Source organism: Agaribacterium sp. ZY112 (assembly GCF_041346925.1).
Lineage (GTDB): Bacteria > Pseudomonadota > Gammaproteobacteria > Pseudomonadales > Cellvibrionaceae > Agaribacterium.
Genome location: NZ_CP166840.1, coordinates 4,103,878 through 4,119,363 on the forward strand (window position 1 = coordinate 4,103,878; position 15,486 = coordinate 4,119,363).

General features: G+C 44.3%; 11 protein-coding genes. 5 read left to right on the forward strand and 6 right to left on the reverse strand.

Annotated features, from left to right (window positions below):
- Positions 1-75 precede the first annotated feature (75 nt).
- The 3 genes from ppk2 to AB1S55_RS17890 all read left to right on the forward strand — a co-directional run bounded on the left by ppk2 (position 76) and on the right by AB1S55_RS17890 (position 5,613).
- On the forward strand, positions 76-894 hold the full coding sequence (gene ppk2 / locus AB1S55_RS17880) for a polyphosphate kinase 2 (RefSeq protein ID WP_370979551.1): 819 nt from the start codon (positions 76-78) through the stop codon (positions 892-894).
- 298 nt (positions 895-1,192) lie between these two features.
- Positions 1,193-2,434: an efflux RND transporter periplasmic adaptor subunit gene (locus AB1S55_RS17885; protein WP_370979553.1), complete on the forward strand. Its 1,242-nt coding sequence runs from the start codon at positions 1,193-1,195 to the stop codon at positions 2,432-2,434.
- Positions 2,431-5,613: an efflux RND transporter permease subunit gene (locus AB1S55_RS17890; protein WP_370979554.1), complete on the forward strand. Its 3,183-nt coding sequence runs from the start codon at positions 2,431-2,433 to the stop codon at positions 5,611-5,613. The genes AB1S55_RS17885 and AB1S55_RS17890 overlap by 4 nt, the downstream gene beginning before the upstream one ends.
- Positions 5,614-5,735: 122 nt before the next feature.
- Here the strand turns inward: AB1S55_RS17890 and AB1S55_RS17895 are convergent, their stop codons facing one another.
- From AB1S55_RS17895 to AB1S55_RS17910, 4 genes are all read right to left on the reverse strand, one after another.
- The gene (locus AB1S55_RS17895; RefSeq protein WP_370979555.1) at positions 5,736-6,407 is read right to left on the reverse strand and encodes a DUF2971 domain-containing protein; all 672 of its coding nucleotides are present in this window, start codon (positions 6,405-6,407) and stop codon (positions 5,736-5,738) included.
- Between the two features lie 98 nt (positions 6,408-6,505).
- Complete coding sequence (locus AB1S55_RS17900; RefSeq protein WP_370979556.1) at positions 6,506-7,237, reverse strand: SDR family NAD(P)-dependent oxidoreductase; 732 nt, start codon at positions 7,235-7,237, stop codon at positions 6,506-6,508.
- Positions 7,227-7,658, reverse strand: a complete 432-nt coding sequence (locus AB1S55_RS17905) for a thiol-disulfide oxidoreductase DCC family protein (protein WP_370979557.1) — start codon at positions 7,656-7,658, stop codon at positions 7,227-7,229. The genes AB1S55_RS17900 and AB1S55_RS17905 overlap by 11 nt, the downstream gene beginning before the upstream one ends.
- Positions 7,651-8,256, reverse strand: coding sequence for a flavin reductase family protein (locus tag AB1S55_RS17910; RefSeq protein WP_370979558.1), 606 nt, complete (start codon positions 8,254-8,256; stop codon positions 7,651-7,653). The genes AB1S55_RS17905 and AB1S55_RS17910 overlap by 8 nt, the downstream gene beginning before the upstream one ends.
- A 204-nt stretch (positions 8,257-8,460) precedes the next feature.
- Here AB1S55_RS17910 and AB1S55_RS17915 point away from each other — a divergent pair, with 204 nt between their 5' ends.
- Positions 8,461-8,637 (forward strand): DUF6435 family protein, encoded by a 177-nt coding sequence (locus AB1S55_RS17915; protein ID WP_370979559.1) that lies wholly within the window; start codon positions 8,461-8,463, stop codon positions 8,635-8,637.
- A gap of 22 nt (positions 8,638-8,659) precedes the next feature.
- On the opposite strand, the gene AB1S55_RS17920 is transcribed toward AB1S55_RS17915, so the two are convergent.
- Both AB1S55_RS17920 and AB1S55_RS17925 read right to left on the reverse strand, forming a co-directional pair.
- Complete coding sequence (locus AB1S55_RS17920; RefSeq protein WP_370979560.1) at positions 8,660-9,214, reverse strand: AAA family ATPase; 555 nt, start codon at positions 9,212-9,214, stop codon at positions 8,660-8,662.
- 48 nt (positions 9,215-9,262) lie between these two features.
- Entirely contained in the window at positions 9,263-10,975 is a 1,713-nt protein-coding gene (locus AB1S55_RS17925) for a sulfatase-like hydrolase/transferase (protein WP_370979561.1), read from the reverse strand.
- Between the two features lie 595 nt (positions 10,976-11,570).
- Here AB1S55_RS17925 and putA point away from each other — a divergent pair.
- Positions 11,571-15,383 carry a bifunctional proline dehydrogenase/L-glutamate gamma-semialdehyde dehydrogenase PutA gene (gene putA / locus AB1S55_RS17930; RefSeq protein ID WP_370979562.1) on the forward strand — a complete coding sequence of 1,271 codons (3,813 nt, stop codon included), beginning with the start codon at positions 11,571-11,573 and terminating at the stop codon, positions 15,381-15,383.
- Positions 15,384-15,486: the final 103 nt, after the last annotated feature.

The following is a 15,486-nucleotide window of genomic DNA, read 5'->3' on the forward strand; positions in this document are numbered from 1 at the left end:
CCCGCCATCATGCATTTACTCACTCGCTCATCTATGTAAATATCAAACACCTAAGCCTTGGCCAAGGAAGCTGTTATGAGCGAGCGTAAGAAAAAAACAAGGGCGCCATCTAAAAGTAAAGCTAAGTCACTCTCTACTAGCGACTACAACAAAGCCTTGCACAGACTGCATATTGAGCTCGTTAAACTTCAACAGTGGGTGAAGCATAAAGGCCTCAAAGTCATTATCGTATTTGAGGGCAGAGATGGCGCAGGTAAAGGCGGCACCATTAAAGCACTTACCGAGCGAGTCAGCCCGCGAGTGTTTCGCGTCGTTGCACTACCTGCGCCGAATGAGCGTGAAAAAAGCCAAATGTATATGCAGCGCTATATCAAACACTTCCCTGCAGCAGGAGAAGTCGTTATCTTTGATAGGAGCTGGTACAACCGTGCAGGGGTTGAGCGGGTAATGGGCTTCTGTAGCGAAGAAGAGAGTGAAAGCTTTTTAGATTCCGTGCCCCAATTTGAGCGCAGTGTAACTAAGTCGGGCATTATTTTGCTTAAATACTGGCTCGAAGTCAGCCCCGACGAACAAGAACGTCGCTTACGCGATCGGATTGATGATGGCCGTAAGACCTGGAAACTATCACCGATGGACTTACAGTCTTTTGACCGCTGGGATGACTACAGCCGCGCTCGCGATGCGATGTTCAAAGCCAGTGACACCTCTTGGGCGCCTTGGTTTGTGGCTAATTCCGACAATAAAAAACAGGCTCGCCTAAACATCATCAAACACCTGCTTGAGCACATCCCTTATGAAGAGCTGCCACAGGAAGAGGTAAGCTTGCCTAAACGTAAAGTAGGCCAGTACAAAGAAACGAACTACCCTTGCCGCATGGTACCGGAAAACTTTTAAACCGCCCCTCACTCAAACCACAGGCAGCGTGTACAAGCGCGACCATTCGTCAGCGGGTAGGTCCATCGTTTAAGGAATGAAAGGCCGTGACTAGTTTTAGCATGACTCAGGCTTTACGCCCCTCCTTGCTTATAAATCAATCCTTGAGTATCTGACCGCAAACAAAGCTTTGTAAAAACTTTGTTACAAAAAGGGGCTGGGTATCTCTGGCTATTCGTCTTAGAATCCCACCTGATAAAAATACTCTAATTGTCAGAATGAACTGGCGATTCTGATGCACCAGAAGGGAAGCTGTGAGATGAACAAGCAACTATTGCTGCCTGTAGGCATTCTATTAGGCGGTCTGACTTTAACCTTTTTAATCATGGCGACCAAAGAAGAGCCTAAAGCCGACCCCGACCAGCTTGCTGAAGCCCCCAAGCTTAAAGCAGAAGTCCAACTTGCCCAGACACAAACAGCTACTTTATCGGTGGAAACTCAAGGCTCGGTGACAGCTAAGCGAGAGATAGACATTGTTGCGCAAGTCTCAGGGAAAATCGTCGCTGTCACCCCGCACTTTGTTGATGGCATGTTTGTTGAACAAGGTGAACTGCTGATTCAAATAGATGACAGAGATCATCAAGCCGCGTTGATCAGTGCGCGCTCACGCGTGAAGCAAAGTGAGCGCTCCTTGGCTGAAGAGCGTGGTCGCTCTCGTCAGGCAAAAAATGAGTGGCGAGACTTAGGTAAAGAAGACGCCAACAACCTGTTTTTACGTAAACCTCAATTAGCTGAAGCTGAAGCCCAGCTTGCTTCAGCCAAGGCCGAGTTAAGTATTGCCGAGCTCAATATTGAGCGCACACAAATACGCCTGCCTTTTAACGCTCGAATTAAAGATACCTTAGTCAACGTAGGGCAGTTTATTAGCATCGGCACCAAAATCGCGAGCGTTTACGATACAGCGACGGTTGAAGTGCGCCTGCCCTTGTCTGATCGACAAATGGCCTTATTAGATCTTCCTATTTCCAGCAGCCAATTTAGTTCCGCCCCCGAAGTCGTACTTAGCGGCGTTATTGCAGGCAAAGAACATCAATGGCTAGGCCACATTAAACGCACAGAGGCCTCTGTAGATGTACGCACGCGTATGTATTTTGCTATTGCAGAAGTTGAAGAACCGTTTTCAGATAAGCACAGTGCGCCTCTATTACCCGGATTATTTGTAGAAGCGAGAATTGCCGGCAAGCAGCTCGATAATGTCTTAGTGCTACCGAAAGAGAGTTTAGTTAATCGCAAGCACCTTTACACCCTAAATGAGAATAATGAAATTGAATTAACGCCCGTTACCGTACTCAACAAAAAAGACGGTAAAGTCTGGCTTCATTCAAATCTAAGCCCAGATGAACGTGTATTAATAGAAAAACACGCAGTGGTTAGCCCAGGCCTTGAAATAGAACCCATATTACAAGAAAGCAGTATTGCTGATGATGGCGCAGCAACGGATTCAGAAACCATTATTAACGCCCAAACCGAAGTCGAGAACGGCGTAGGTAGTGAGTCATGAACGCGATAGTCACTTGGTTTGCTAAAAACCCCATTGCCGCCAACATCCTCATGCTCACCCTTTTAATTGGCGGGTATATAGGCTGGGGGAATATCAAGAAACAGGTTTTTCCCACTGCTGAACCGCAGTTCGTTAATGTGAATATGGCATACCTAGGCGCCTCGCCAAGTGAAGTCGAACAGCAAATTGTTATTCGTATTGAAGAAGCAATAGCCGGTATTCCAGGTATTTTCAAAATCACTTCTGAATCACGTCAAAGTAGCGGTAGAGTCACGGTTGAAGTGATCGATGGTTATGACATGAGCGAAGTACTCAACAATGTCAAAACCCGAGTCGATGCGATTAACACCTTCCCGCCCAACGCTGAAAGGCCGGTTATCAGCGAGGTGTTTGTACGTAACGAATTTTTCTTTTTCAATATTCACGGTAAAGCTTCAGCTCAAGAGTACAAAAAGATCGCTTATAAGGTTCGTGATGAACTACCTATGCTCGAAGGTATTTCGCAGGTAGATGTTCAGGGGCTTATTCCTGATGAAGTAGCACTCGAAGTCTCCGAAGCCACGTTAAGAAAATACAAGCTCACCTTTAGTGAAATAGCCCAAGCTGTACGATCATCATCGCTCAATGTGCCTGCAGGTAACATTCGCAGTGAACATGGCGACATACAAATTCAAACCCGTGCACAAGCATACAACGGTGACGACTTCTATAACATTGTTGTGCGCAGTTATAGCGATGGCACACAATTACTTTTAGGTGATATTGCGACCATTAAAGATGGCTTGGCCGAAATTGATGCCGAGTTTTATTTTGAAGAAGACTTTGGCCTGAACTTTGTTGTACGCATTAGTGATGATCCCAAGCTGTTTGAAGGCCATGCCAATGCTGAACAGTTTATTAAGGACCTTGCCAAAGAATTACCCGAAGGCCTAAAGATAGAACAAAGCCTAGCCTTTAAAGAACTCTTCGACAGCCGCGCCAAATTGCTAAAAGACAACGCAATAAGCGGCCTGATCTTGGTATTCCTTATTTTGATGCTGTTCTTAAGACCCAAACTTGCCATGTGGGTTGTTGTTGGTATCGTCACTGCTTTTTCTGGGGCCCTATGGCTGTTGCCGTATATCGACGTCAGCATCAATATGTTGTCGATGTTCGCCTTTTTAATGGTGCTAGGTATCGTTGTTGATGATGCCATTATTGTGGGGGAAAGCATTTACACTAAACAGCATCACGGCCTAAAAGGGACTGACTCTGCCATACAAGGCACTAAAAATGTATTGTCACCCGTTGTTTTAGCGGTAGCGAGCACCATCATCTTCTTTTTACCCATGCTCGATGTTCCTAAAGAGGCCCTGCCCTTCACCATTTCTATTTTCTATGTTGTGACCTTTTGCTTGTTATTCTCATTGGTTGAATCTTTGTTTATTCTTCCGGCTCACTTGGCACATATGAAACCGGAAAAGCCAAGCAAAATTAAAGCCTTCAAGCTACTGGAAAAAACCAGAGAAAAGTTTTCAGGAGCGATGGAATCTTTTTCTACAGGCACCTACAAAAATCTATTAGAGCTAAGCCTAAAAAACAAAGGCAGTACCGTCTTGGCTTTTGTAATGATCTTTGCGATCTCAGTCTCGATGTTACTGGCAGGCTGGGTAAAGACCTCATTTTTTCCTCAACCAGAACAGCCTTTTCTATTACTCAATGTAAAATACCCAGAAGGCTCGCCATATCAATACACCCTTGATACCGCCGAACATATTCGTGAGCAAATAGAAACCTTAAGAAATGATGAAGGCCTGCTCGCCAAGAATGAAGGTAAGCCCTTTGTACGCATCTCTAGCAGCAATTTATGGGATCATAATATTCACTTCTTTATCGGTCTTACCCCCTCAGAACTGCGCAATGTGCCTTCTGACGAAGTACGAAATAAACTTAAAGAGCTGATAGGTCCCATTCCAGAAGCACAAAGCTTTTCGTTAATTTCTTCTTTTGGCGGTGGCGCACCGGATATCCAGCTCAATTTAAGTATGGATTCACCCTATTTACGTGACCAGATGCAAGCTGTGCAAGGTGTTGTAAAAACACTAAGCGCCTACGAGGGAGTTGAGAATGTACGCAGTAACTTAGACTCTGGCCGCACGGAAATCGAAATACGCACAAAAGATTATGCTCAGACATTGGGCATTACCACTCAAGATATTGCTCTACAAATTCGCCAAGCTTTTTTTGGTGAAGAAATACAGCGCATCCCTCGGGCAAAAGAAGATGTTCGAGTCATGCTGCGTCTACCTAAAGAGCAACGCCGAAGCTTAGATACTCTAGATGATATGCGCATACGAGTGAATGGAGGTACTGAGATCCCACTGGAAGCCGTGGCAGAAATCCACCTTGTACCCAGCGCCAGTACCATTCGCCGCACTGACCGTGTACGCAATATCACAATTACAGCCGATGTTGCAGAAGGTTATGACGCCACTGACATTGTCGATACAATGAAGGCTGAATACGATGCGCAATGGCAACAGCAATTCCCAGGGCTAGACCTAGGTGCTGATGGTAATACCCGTGCCCAAGCCGAATTTGGTGCAACCTTTCAAAGCAATTTTCTACTGGCCTTTATTGTGGCTTACGCGTTATTTGCGATTGCTTATAAGTCGATATTCGAGCCCTTTTTAGTGGTTCTTGCCGTACCCTTTGGCTTTATGGGTTCGATCTTTGGCCACCTACTTATTGGCCACAACATCAGCATGATGTCCTTTTTTGGTTTTCTTGCCTGTGCCGGAGTTGTGGTTAACGACAATTTAGTTTTAATGGAGCGTATAAATCAATTACGTGAGCGAGGTATGGATGCCTTTGATGCCGCCTTGCATGCAGGCACTAATCGCTTTCGCCCTATTGTCTTAACCTCACTAACAACCTTTGTAGGCCTAGTGCCCATTATGTTTGAAACCAGTACCCAATCACAGTTCTTAATCCCGATGGTACTGTCTTTGGCCTTTGGTGTTTTATTCTCATCGTTTGTTACTTTATTTATGGTGCCCTGCGCCTATTTAGCGGGCTACCGTATAGGCTATCGAATCCAAAACCTTTGGCTGCGCTTACTCGACAAACTTGGCCTAGCTGACGATGATCAAGATAACGACAAGCACACAAACCTAGAAAATAGTCACTCCAGATCATAGTGTGATAATAAATAGGGCTTACTTTAAGGTAAGCCCTATTAAACCTTGGCCGATTCAGGCTACCCCTAAGAAGTTAAGCACTAGATAAACTCACTTTGGTAGCCTATTTTCTCTCGCTCTTTTCAACTTTCACAGTCCACACGATTTCTCTCGACTTCTACCTCTACCGAACTGGGGTTGATCACAGTGTGATAAATAGGAATACGACCTGCCACGGCTTTTTTAAGAATATCGGCATGAAAATTACTCACGCGACTACCTAGATAGATTGCTTTAACCTTTTCTTTAATACAAAAATACTTTTGAGAAGTGATCACACGATACTCTTGCTCATGGCTCCAGTGCATGGTTTTACTCTTTAACAAAGAGCAAACATCGTAAGCACTGTCCGAATCTAAATTAAACTCAGGTAGGTTTTCACCGTACTCAACTTTATTGATAGAGGCCTCATCTCTATCGACTTCAATCTCAATCGCAATACCCGTATGACCGTCACCGTAATAAGACCAAAGCCGCACATCCGCCATAGAGCGGCTCAGGCTGCAAATACGTGATTTTTCTAGTATGCCATTGTTTAAATGTTTGGCACTAGCTAATAAGCGGTAAACACCTGTACCACTGGGTAATAGGCGAGAACCCGAAGGTTGCTTAGATAGGTCCAACAAATTGGAAAGGAAAAGTCCCTCAAAAGGATCATTCAATTTATCGTAGGTCGCGCAATACAAACGCTGGTTGTAGATAATATCGAGAACAAACTCAATGTTAGATAGGGAGCGAAACTTGAACAACCTCAAACTGAACCTCCAGCACTAGATTAGCTGAAAGCTTCTTATAAAGTATTCGCATTACGAAAATACGACGAAAGAAAAAAATCTTACTTAGCCTAATAAAATCACCACACAATGCTGTTACCTTGCCAGTCGAGATAGCTAAGTTCACCATCTAACTCTGCTTGTTCAATAATGTCGATTAATCGACCTGCAACAAAGTCACTAGTAAAGAGCTTGTCTTTAGCCACATTTTTTTGAAACGGCTTAGACAAAGGGCTATCGGTTGTACCGGGATGAAAAGAAATTAACTTAATATTTTTAGCTCGTCGGCTAAATTCAATCGACACACACTTCAGCAGCATGTTAAGTGCAGCTTTTGAAGCTCTATAGCTATACCACCCGCCTAATTGATTATCGCCAATACTTCCAACCCTAGCGCTAAAAACAACAACTTTACAACTAATCTTAGATGCCATCAAAGGTGTTAAGTACTTAAGCCACAACATAGCTGTTAATGCGTTAGCCGACATAATTTCAGAAAAGGAATCTGCACTAAAATCTTCTATACGTTTTTCCGGGAAACAACGTTCATTATGTAAAAGGCCATTGCACACAAAGATATTGATACGTGAATAGCCCTGTATCTTTATATTTATTAGCTCAGCCGCATGCGCAATATTAGACTCCGAGTAAGTACTAATCTCAACCTTATGGACATGCTCTAACTGAGCTTGACAATAATAACTAAGGTCACGACTTAGCGCGACCACCAACATCTGTTTATGCAGCTTAAGCACTAAAGCCTTGGCAATCTCACTACCTGCCCCAATAACAATGGCCACTTCATTTTTCATAACAGCGCCCACGTTGACATGCTAAGGAAGCATCATGACCAACTCCTAAACGCCGGTACAAGAAATTGGAAATAGGCTTTCGATATCGAGCAAAACGCCTATAAATAAACCCAGCAAACGGCTTAAATACCGGCCATTGTAGTGGCGCAACATAAAAGGCCTTACCAACAAGAGTCCATGCGCGATGAGTGACGTCTAAGCCTAAAATCACAGAGCCTTTATACTCACCGTGCAATATCGATAGCGCCTCAGTAAGGTCGATGTGGGGATATAGTTGTTCGAAATCGGGCGTATGTAAATCAACAACATGAATACGTTTCTGCTGATCACACTGTTTGAGCTTGTTCATTTCCAAACTACAGATAGGGCATAAACCGTCATAGAATATACGCAACACAGGCTGCTCAACAGCTTTATTCATACGCATCTAGCTCCAAGCCATTGAGTGGTATTTTACGCAGTTTACGATCTGGTTTGGCATAACTAAGGCGAGAGAGCCTCTTACTAATGTGGTAACTGTCTAGCCCCGAAACACTCACAGAACCTAGCGACTCAATATCAATATAACCATCTTTTTTAATTGCAGACGGAGAACAAAGCACATCAGTAACTTCACCAATGACTAGCTGAGTGCCATTTAACGGAATCGGTATAATCTGTTTTAGCGTCAAGGCATATTTCAACTGACTCTCTTCCACGAAGGGAGCCTGCACACCGTCAATAAATGAAGGGGATAAACCACACAAGCTGAACTCACTTTCGGTCTTTGAATAGCGTGCTGATGTTTGATGGGCTTGTAGCCAAAACACCTCACTGACATGATTAATCGTAAAGCTTTGAGTTTGCCGAATATTCTCTAGGGTATGTCTCTCGACACTACCAGGGCGGGTAATAAAACCAATAAGCGGCGGTGATGCCCCCAAATGTACGACAGAGCTGAACATAGCCACATTAGTTAAACCATCTGAGTCGATAGAACCAATAAGATTAGCGCTTTTAAAACCAGGCAAACTGTTCATTAACCTCGTTAAATAACGCTGGGGCATGCTTTCAATGCTGTCATGATTTAAACGAGCCAATAGACACCTCACACCTTATAGCTACATGTATGAATGTCTACGTAAATTCCTAAATTTTAGATCATCCCAAACGAGCTAAAAAAATAAAAACTAAAAACCCGAAGGCCACGTAAAGACATTAGCCACTTATAATTGGACCTTGTTATGTTTTCACTTTTTAAAACCAACCCGGTTAAAAAGCTACACAAGCTTTACGAAAGAAAATTAGAATTAGCTATGCGAGCCCAAAGAAATGGAGATATTAAATCGTATTCATTAATCACAGCCGAAGCCGAAGACATCATCCAGAGGATCAAACATATTGAGCAGAGCAAAAGCTAACCCGCCCAGTACCTAGTAGATCTTAAAGGCAGACCTGCTGCTTGTTGGCAAGGTAAACAAGCTTAAAGCCCTCTTCGGGTTTAGGCGCTACAAAATACTTCGCCATCGCCTCAAACATTTCAGCAGTATCGGTTGCGGCTCTCTGTGGTTGCTCTATACGGCGTTTTTCGATATGACGAAGGCAGGTACTATCGTCGACATCTAGATAATAAAGACGATGCAAGGCGCCTATCTCTGAGAATATACTAAAGAGCCACGTACGCTGAGCAACAGTGTTAGCAGGAAAATCCATTACCACGCTTGTGCCCGCAAGTAATATGGATTGCACGTGTTGTTTAACGATAGGTTTGATTCTGCGGGAGTACTTTATATAGTCTTGCAGAGTACGAACTTGTTCAGGAAAGAGACTGGCCAGCCACTCATCTTCAACGAATAGTACCGCACCGGTATCTGCGCTGAGCTGTTTCGCTTTTGTTGACTTGCCCGCGCCCATTTTTCCACAAAAGAGGCTTAGCTCGCCTAATTTAAGATGGGGCGTGGAATGAGAGCTGGAGCTACTGGTATTGTCTTGATTCATGCTAAACCTCTGTGACCGCCATGCGGCCACAAAGGCTGCATTAGCCCACTAGTATGGGTCGCGCGGTTTTAACTTAATAATTTCAGAGTAATCAACAACCTTACTCTCTATTCGCATCTCTTCAGTGATCGCTAAGAGCTTTTTCAATAGCTTAGGCTTTTTCTCTGCCAAGTTATTCACCTCACCAGGGTCCACACTCAGGTCATAAAGTTCATAAGCAATACCCTCTTTTGCGAGTGTCTGTAGATACCAGCCTGGCTCTATCAGCAACTTCCAACGCCCCTCATAAATAAGGCTTTGCTGCCCTTTGTCATTCCAGTATAAGGCTTCCGGTGGCGCTTGTTTTTCCCCTTCTAAGGCAGGCAATACACTGCGTCCATCCATCGGCCGCGGTTTACTGCCACGAAATTCTTTTGGAAACTCTGTGTTAGATACCTCTAAGAATGTAGGCATTAAGTCCCCGACCCAAATAATATCATCACTAATACTGCCCGCCTTAATACGCTTGGGCCAACTGACAATACCATGAGTTCTCGCACCGCCTTCCCACAGCAAGGCTTTAACGCCTGCATAAGGCACATTCATTAGATCGCCAATATGAGCCGCACCACCATTGTCAGAAACATAAACAATGATGGTATTGTCGTATTCACCTGAGTCTTTTAATTCTTTAACTAACTTGCCAACGTTATCATCCAGCTTTTCCATCATCGCGCCATGTAAGGCTGCTTTAAGGCGATACTGCTCAACCTTTTCTTTGCTCTGTTTTGTCCACATCCAATTAACATTACGCGCGGGCGCATCTTTAGGATAAAGCCCTTGTTCAACCAAACCGGCATGTCGAGCATCTGCTACTTTTTGCAAATCGCTATAACGTTTTAAATACTTCTGCACAAGCTCTTCCGGCGCCTGCAGGGGTAAATGAGGCGCACGATAGGCAACGTACATAAAAAACGGCTTATCTGATTTTGCAGCTTCATCCAACATTTCAACACCACGATCGGTCATACCATCAGTGGCGTAAAAAGCTTTGGCTGTTCGACCATGGTTAGCAGTGTAATTCTTACGCGCCCAAGGGTTATCCGCAAATTGATGCATGGTATATTCTTGCGTATAAGGCAAAGTCGCTTTTTTATTGCCCTCATAATACTCATGCCTATCTTGAGCAGTAAAAAACAAATTACCTTGAGCCCCTATCCAGACAAAACTTTCTTCAAAACCACGCTGAGGAGGCAGCCCCAAATAATCGAGCTCCATTTCTTCTTTGGTGAGTTTCATGCTCGGCGGATGGCTATCTATCCACGCCTGGCTCATACCCTTAGGGTTATCAATGATATAGCTGCCACCTAAGTGCCACTTACCCACCATCATGGTTTGATAGCCGTTACCAGCTAGAAGCTCAGAGATTAAGGGTTGCTTATAAGGCAGACGACCTCGGTGAGCAGGGAAAGGTAACTCTCGCACCCAGTCCCCAACGACACCACCGCCAAAACCAACATGAGAGGCATCAACCCCCGTTAATAATGATGCACGTGTAGGGCTACAACGCGCATTACTATAAAAAGAGCTAAGACGCATACCTTCAGCGGCCAACTGATCTAAATTGGGCGTATCAATCTCGCCACCAAAACTGCCTAAATCGGTATAACCTGCGTCATCAGAAAGGATGACAACAATGTTAGGCCTTTTGTCCGCAGCGGACACTGTTGTGACAAATAATGTACATAAACACGTAAGCAGTGTTCTTAATCCAAGTTTCATAGTGTAGTTCTCAAAACATTTCGACATAGTGTACCAAAGCTCAAGACTGAAGTTTTGATATGGCTAGCTTTAATATAGACCTTATTGCCAATAAGGCCCGCCAATACTCAGTTTGAGGGATCTTAGCCGCAACCAAGTCATCAGAATAAACAGGTGTAAACGAGCCAAGAGAGAAAGCTCAAACACTATTAAAAAAAACGGTTAACTATCAACTCAAAAGTAATCAGTTTACTTCCTCTCAATAAAACTCGAACCTAAATAAACACGTTATAAGACTAAGAACCGAGATTAATCATCATTAAACAATCACAATAAATTGATCATAAGACTATAACTCAAGCCACTATATAGCCTCACAGTAAAACGGCTTATCAACTGCCGACTAACCACATTCAATCATTCTTTATTTTTTCACCTACACTAGGCGCTTCATGGCACTATGACTAAGGCCATTGGCAAAACCCTAAATGGCATAGTGAACTTAAAACAGCTACAGACTAAAACACATAAATGCAGAGCTACAATTAAAGAAATATACGCCAGCAAAGAGACATAAAAAACAGCAACAACACAGCTCACTAGGAAATAAAGGCCTATGTTATTTCAACACAAGCTAGATACAGATTGCCCCCTGCGACAAACGATTAGGCAGTTCTATCGCGCCGATGAGGAGCAAGTTGTTGACCATATCCTGCCTCTGGCCGAAATTGGGGTAAGCGCCCGCAGCCGAGCTTGGGAGCGTGCGCGCCAACTTGTGATCAATATTCGTAAAACCGAAGAGTCCGGTGTTAATGCGTTGTTAAATGAGTACAGCCTCTCCTCTGAAGAGGGTGTGATGCTTATGTGTTTAGCGGAGGCCTTATTACGGGTACCCGACCAAGAGACTCAAGATGAATTGATTCGAGATAAACTCGCAAAAGGCGAATGGAGCCAACACTTAGGCCATAGTGATAGCCTGTTTGTTAATGTTTCAAGCTGGGGCCTATTGATTACCGGTAAAGTGGTTAACTATGGCAACAAAAACCAAGCTGATAAATTTGGCCTATTAAAGCGCACCTTAGGCCGCTTAGGAGAACCCGCTATCCGCGCCTCGGTACAGCTCGCCATGAAAGTTATGGGCAAGCAATTTGTCATGGCGAGCCATATTGATCAAGCCATTGAACGCGCCAAAGACACAGAAACCAAAGGCTATGTCTATTCCTACGACATGCTTGGTGAAGGCGCCCGAACCATGCTTGACGCCGAGCGTTTTTACAATGCCTACCTTAAAGCTATTCACGCTCTAGGCAAAGCTGCCGCTAGCAGAGGCCCTATTTTAAGCCCGGGTATTTCAGTTAAATTATCTGCCTTACATCCGCGTTATGAGTTTGAACAACAAGAGCGAGTCTTGGCTGAACTGATACCCAAATTAAAAGCCTTAGCCCTTGTAGCTAAAGACTATGACATCGGTTTTACCATCGACGCAGAAGAAGCGCGTCGCCTTGAACTTTCTCTGGACATTATTGAAAACGTATTTAGTGATGCCGAACTAGGCAACTGGCAAGGTTTTGGCATCGCCGTACAGGCCTATCAAAAACGCGCTATTTTTGTTATTGACTGGATAGAAGCTCTAGCTCGGCGCACAGGCCGAAAAATAATGCTGAGGCTGGTCAAAGGAGCCTATTGGGACTCAGAAATAAAAACCGCACAAGAAAGTGGTATGCACGACTTCCCCGTGTTTACTCGAAAAGCCACAACGGATGTCAGTTACAAGGCCTGCGCGATTAAATTAATGGCTGCTCGCGATGTTATTTACCCTCAGTTTGCGACCCATAATGCCTACACCGTAGCCACCATTTTGGAACTCGCCCAAGATGATAGACAAGGTTTTGAGTTTCAACGCTTACACGGCATGGGTGAATCACTCTATGACCAAGTTGTATTAAATGAGCATGTGCAATGCCGAGTTTATGCTCCAGTAGGAGAGCATGAAGACTTACTGGCCTATTTAGTGCGCCGCTTATTAGAAAACGGAGCCAACTCCTCATTTGTTAATGCGATTGTCGACGACAGCAAAGCCGTTGAAGAATTATTGCCAGACCCCGTAGAGAAACTGCAAGACCTAGAGAATAAACGCAACGCTCATATTAAGCTGCCCAGCCAACTCTATGGGGCCGAGCGCAAAAACTCAAAAGGCTTGGACATCACTGATATAAAACGCCTTAGCGCACTAAAAAAACATGTTGATGCCTGGGCAGACAGTAACATTAGCACTTCCAACAAAGTAAATTCCAATACAAAGAATATCGTCAATCCGGCACTACACAGTGAATGCTTAGGACAGCTGCAATTCCACAGTGCCAAGGAAATAAAAAACTTGGTGAGCAAAGCAGAATCTGCTTTTAAAAGCTGGTCGTCTTACAAAATTAAAAAACGCACAAATATCTTACGCCGCAGCGCCGATATTCTCGAACGACATCGCGATGAATTGATAGCAATATGCATCAAAGAGGCGGGCAAGCTCACCAGCGACAGCATTGACGAAGTTCGTGAAGCCGTTGATTTTTGCCGCTACTACGCCGCTCGCGCAGAAGAATTAGCGCAGGATGAACGCTTAGAAGCGCGTGGTGTTGTATTGTGTATTAGCCCATGGAACTTCCCACTGGCCATCTTCATAGGCCAAGTTGCAGCTGCCATCGTGACTGGTAATACCGTTATTGCCAAACCTGCCGAACAAACATGCTTAATTGCAAAACGCGGCTTAGAACTTATGCACACAGTAGGACTACCTAAAGATGTAGTGCAACTTGTTTTTTCAGACGGTCATACCGCTGGAGAACACATAGTCAGCGATAAACGTATTCAAGCGGTTATGTTTACCGGATCAACAACAACGGGCCGTTTAATTTCAAAAATTCTAGCTGAACGCGGCGGTAAGCAAGTACCTCTTATTGCTGAAACCGGTGGGCAAAACTGCATGATCGTAGACTCCACCGCACTGCCAGAACAAGTGTGTGACGATGTAATTAAATCTGGCTTTCAAAGCGCTGGCCAACGCTGCTCTGCCCTGCGAGTACTATATCTACAAGAAGATATTGCAGAAACAATAATAGCCATGCTTATAGGGGCAATGAAAGAACTAAAAATAGGTGACCCGCAGTGGCTGGCAACCGATGTCGGCCCAGTAATCGACCATAAAGCACTTAGTGCGCTGCAAGAACATGTCAACTATATGCGTGCGCAAAAACAAACAGATGCCCAAAATAGATTATTGTTTGAATGCCCCATGCCGAATATGGGGCATCAAGAGCACAATCTGTTTGCGCCACGCCTTTATGAATTAAGTCACCTTTCAGTATTAACCAAAGAGGTCTTTGGCCCTATTGTTCATATTATTCGCTATAAAGCCGACGAATTAGATAGTGTTATAGAGCAAATAAATCAAAGTGGTTTTGGCCTCACTATGGCTATACATAGCCGTATAGAAGAGCGCTGCCACAAGCTTGCCCACAAGCTACGCGCAGGAAATATTTATATTAATCGCAATATGATTGGCGCTATTGTCGGCACCCAACCTTTTGGCGGCAGAGGCCTTTCTGGTACTGGCCCCAAAGCTGGTGGCCCTCATTATTTAAAACGCCTTGTAAAAGAAAAACACACACCTAGTGCTGACTCTATTAACTACAACAGCAACGCCAATATCACTATGGAAGATGCTGGCACTGCTCGTGAACATATAGACGGTATTATGGAGCTTGCTTTAAAAGCCGATAAAATTTGGCGCTGTACCGAGCTTAATGATCGTATTTCCGTAATGCGCCAACTCTTAGCTAAAGTGGCAACCGTTGATATTGTCGATGAGTTGGCTGACGACCTAGCAAAATCACTCTCAGATTCTCGTGCCCAGCTAACACTTATCGAAAAGCGCCTTAAGAAGCCAGCCTTATTAACAGGCCCCACAGGCGAAACCAACCTTTTATATCTAGAAGCCCGAGGCTGTATAGTTTGCTACGCCGACCAAGATACTAAATTCAGTTTCTGGCTAATGGCCATTATTTCAGCCTTGGCAGTGGGTAATACCGTTATTACCGCCGTATCAGATATTTTCTATGAAGAAGCCAAAGCAATTAAAGAGCAACTAATAGCGTGTGGGGCAACCGAAGGAGCCCTGCAAGTCGTTAGACATAACCAACTTAAAGCCCTGCTACACCATCAAGATATTACAGCAACAGTAGTCGATAGTAATAGCGCTCGAATGGGCTATTTTAGTAAACAACTAAGCGAACGCGAGGGAGCCATTTTACCTGTAATTAGTGCCGAATATAACGACACCTTAATACAGCGTTTAGTAACGGAGAAAACCATTAGCATCAATACCACTGCCTCTGGAGGCAATACCAGCCTGATGAATTTGGACGACGATGAGTAATAGACCGACAAGAAGTTAGGGTAGGTATATCTCAAGAGCATATTGCTTCGGGCTAGCTCATCTCTAAGCTAACTCGAAGTGGCAGCTTAGGAGATAGCCTAAC

Excerpts from the sequence above, each read along its gene's own strand:
- ppk2 (WP_370979551.1), top strand. The coding sequence starts at position 76 with ATGAGCGAGCGTAAGAAAAAAACAAGGGCGCCATCTAAAAGTAAAGCT.
- AB1S55_RS17885 (WP_370979553.1), top strand. The coding sequence starts at position 1,193 with ATGAACAAGCAACTATTGCTGCCTGTAGGCATTCTATTAGGCGGTCTG.
- AB1S55_RS17890 (WP_370979554.1), top strand. The coding sequence starts at position 2,431 with ATGAACGCGATAGTCACTTGGTTTGCTAAAAACCCCATTGCCGCCAAC.
- AB1S55_RS17900 (WP_370979556.1), bottom strand. The coding sequence starts at position 7,237 with ATGAAAAATGAAGTGGCCATTGTTATTGGGGCAGGTAGTGAGATTGCC.
- AB1S55_RS17905 (WP_370979557.1), bottom strand. The coding sequence starts at position 7,658 with ATGAATAAAGCTGTTGAGCAGCCTGTGTTGCGTATATTCTATGACGGT.
- AB1S55_RS17910 (WP_370979558.1), bottom strand. The coding sequence starts at position 8,256 with ATGAACAGTTTGCCTGGTTTTAAAAGCGCTAATCTTATTGGTTCTATC.
- AB1S55_RS17915 (WP_370979559.1), top strand. The coding sequence starts at position 8,461 with ATGTTTTCACTTTTTAAAACCAACCCGGTTAAAAAGCTACACAAGCTT.
- AB1S55_RS17920 (WP_370979560.1), bottom strand. The coding sequence starts at position 9,214 with ATGAATCAAGACAATACCAGTAGCTCCAGCTCTCATTCCACGCCCCAT.
- AB1S55_RS17925 (WP_370979561.1), bottom strand. The coding sequence starts at position 10,975 with ATGAAACTTGGATTAAGAACACTGCTTACGTGTTTATGTACATTATTT.
- putA (WP_370979562.1), top strand. The coding sequence starts at position 11,571 with ATGTTATTTCAACACAAGCTAGATACAGATTGCCCCCTGCGACAAACG.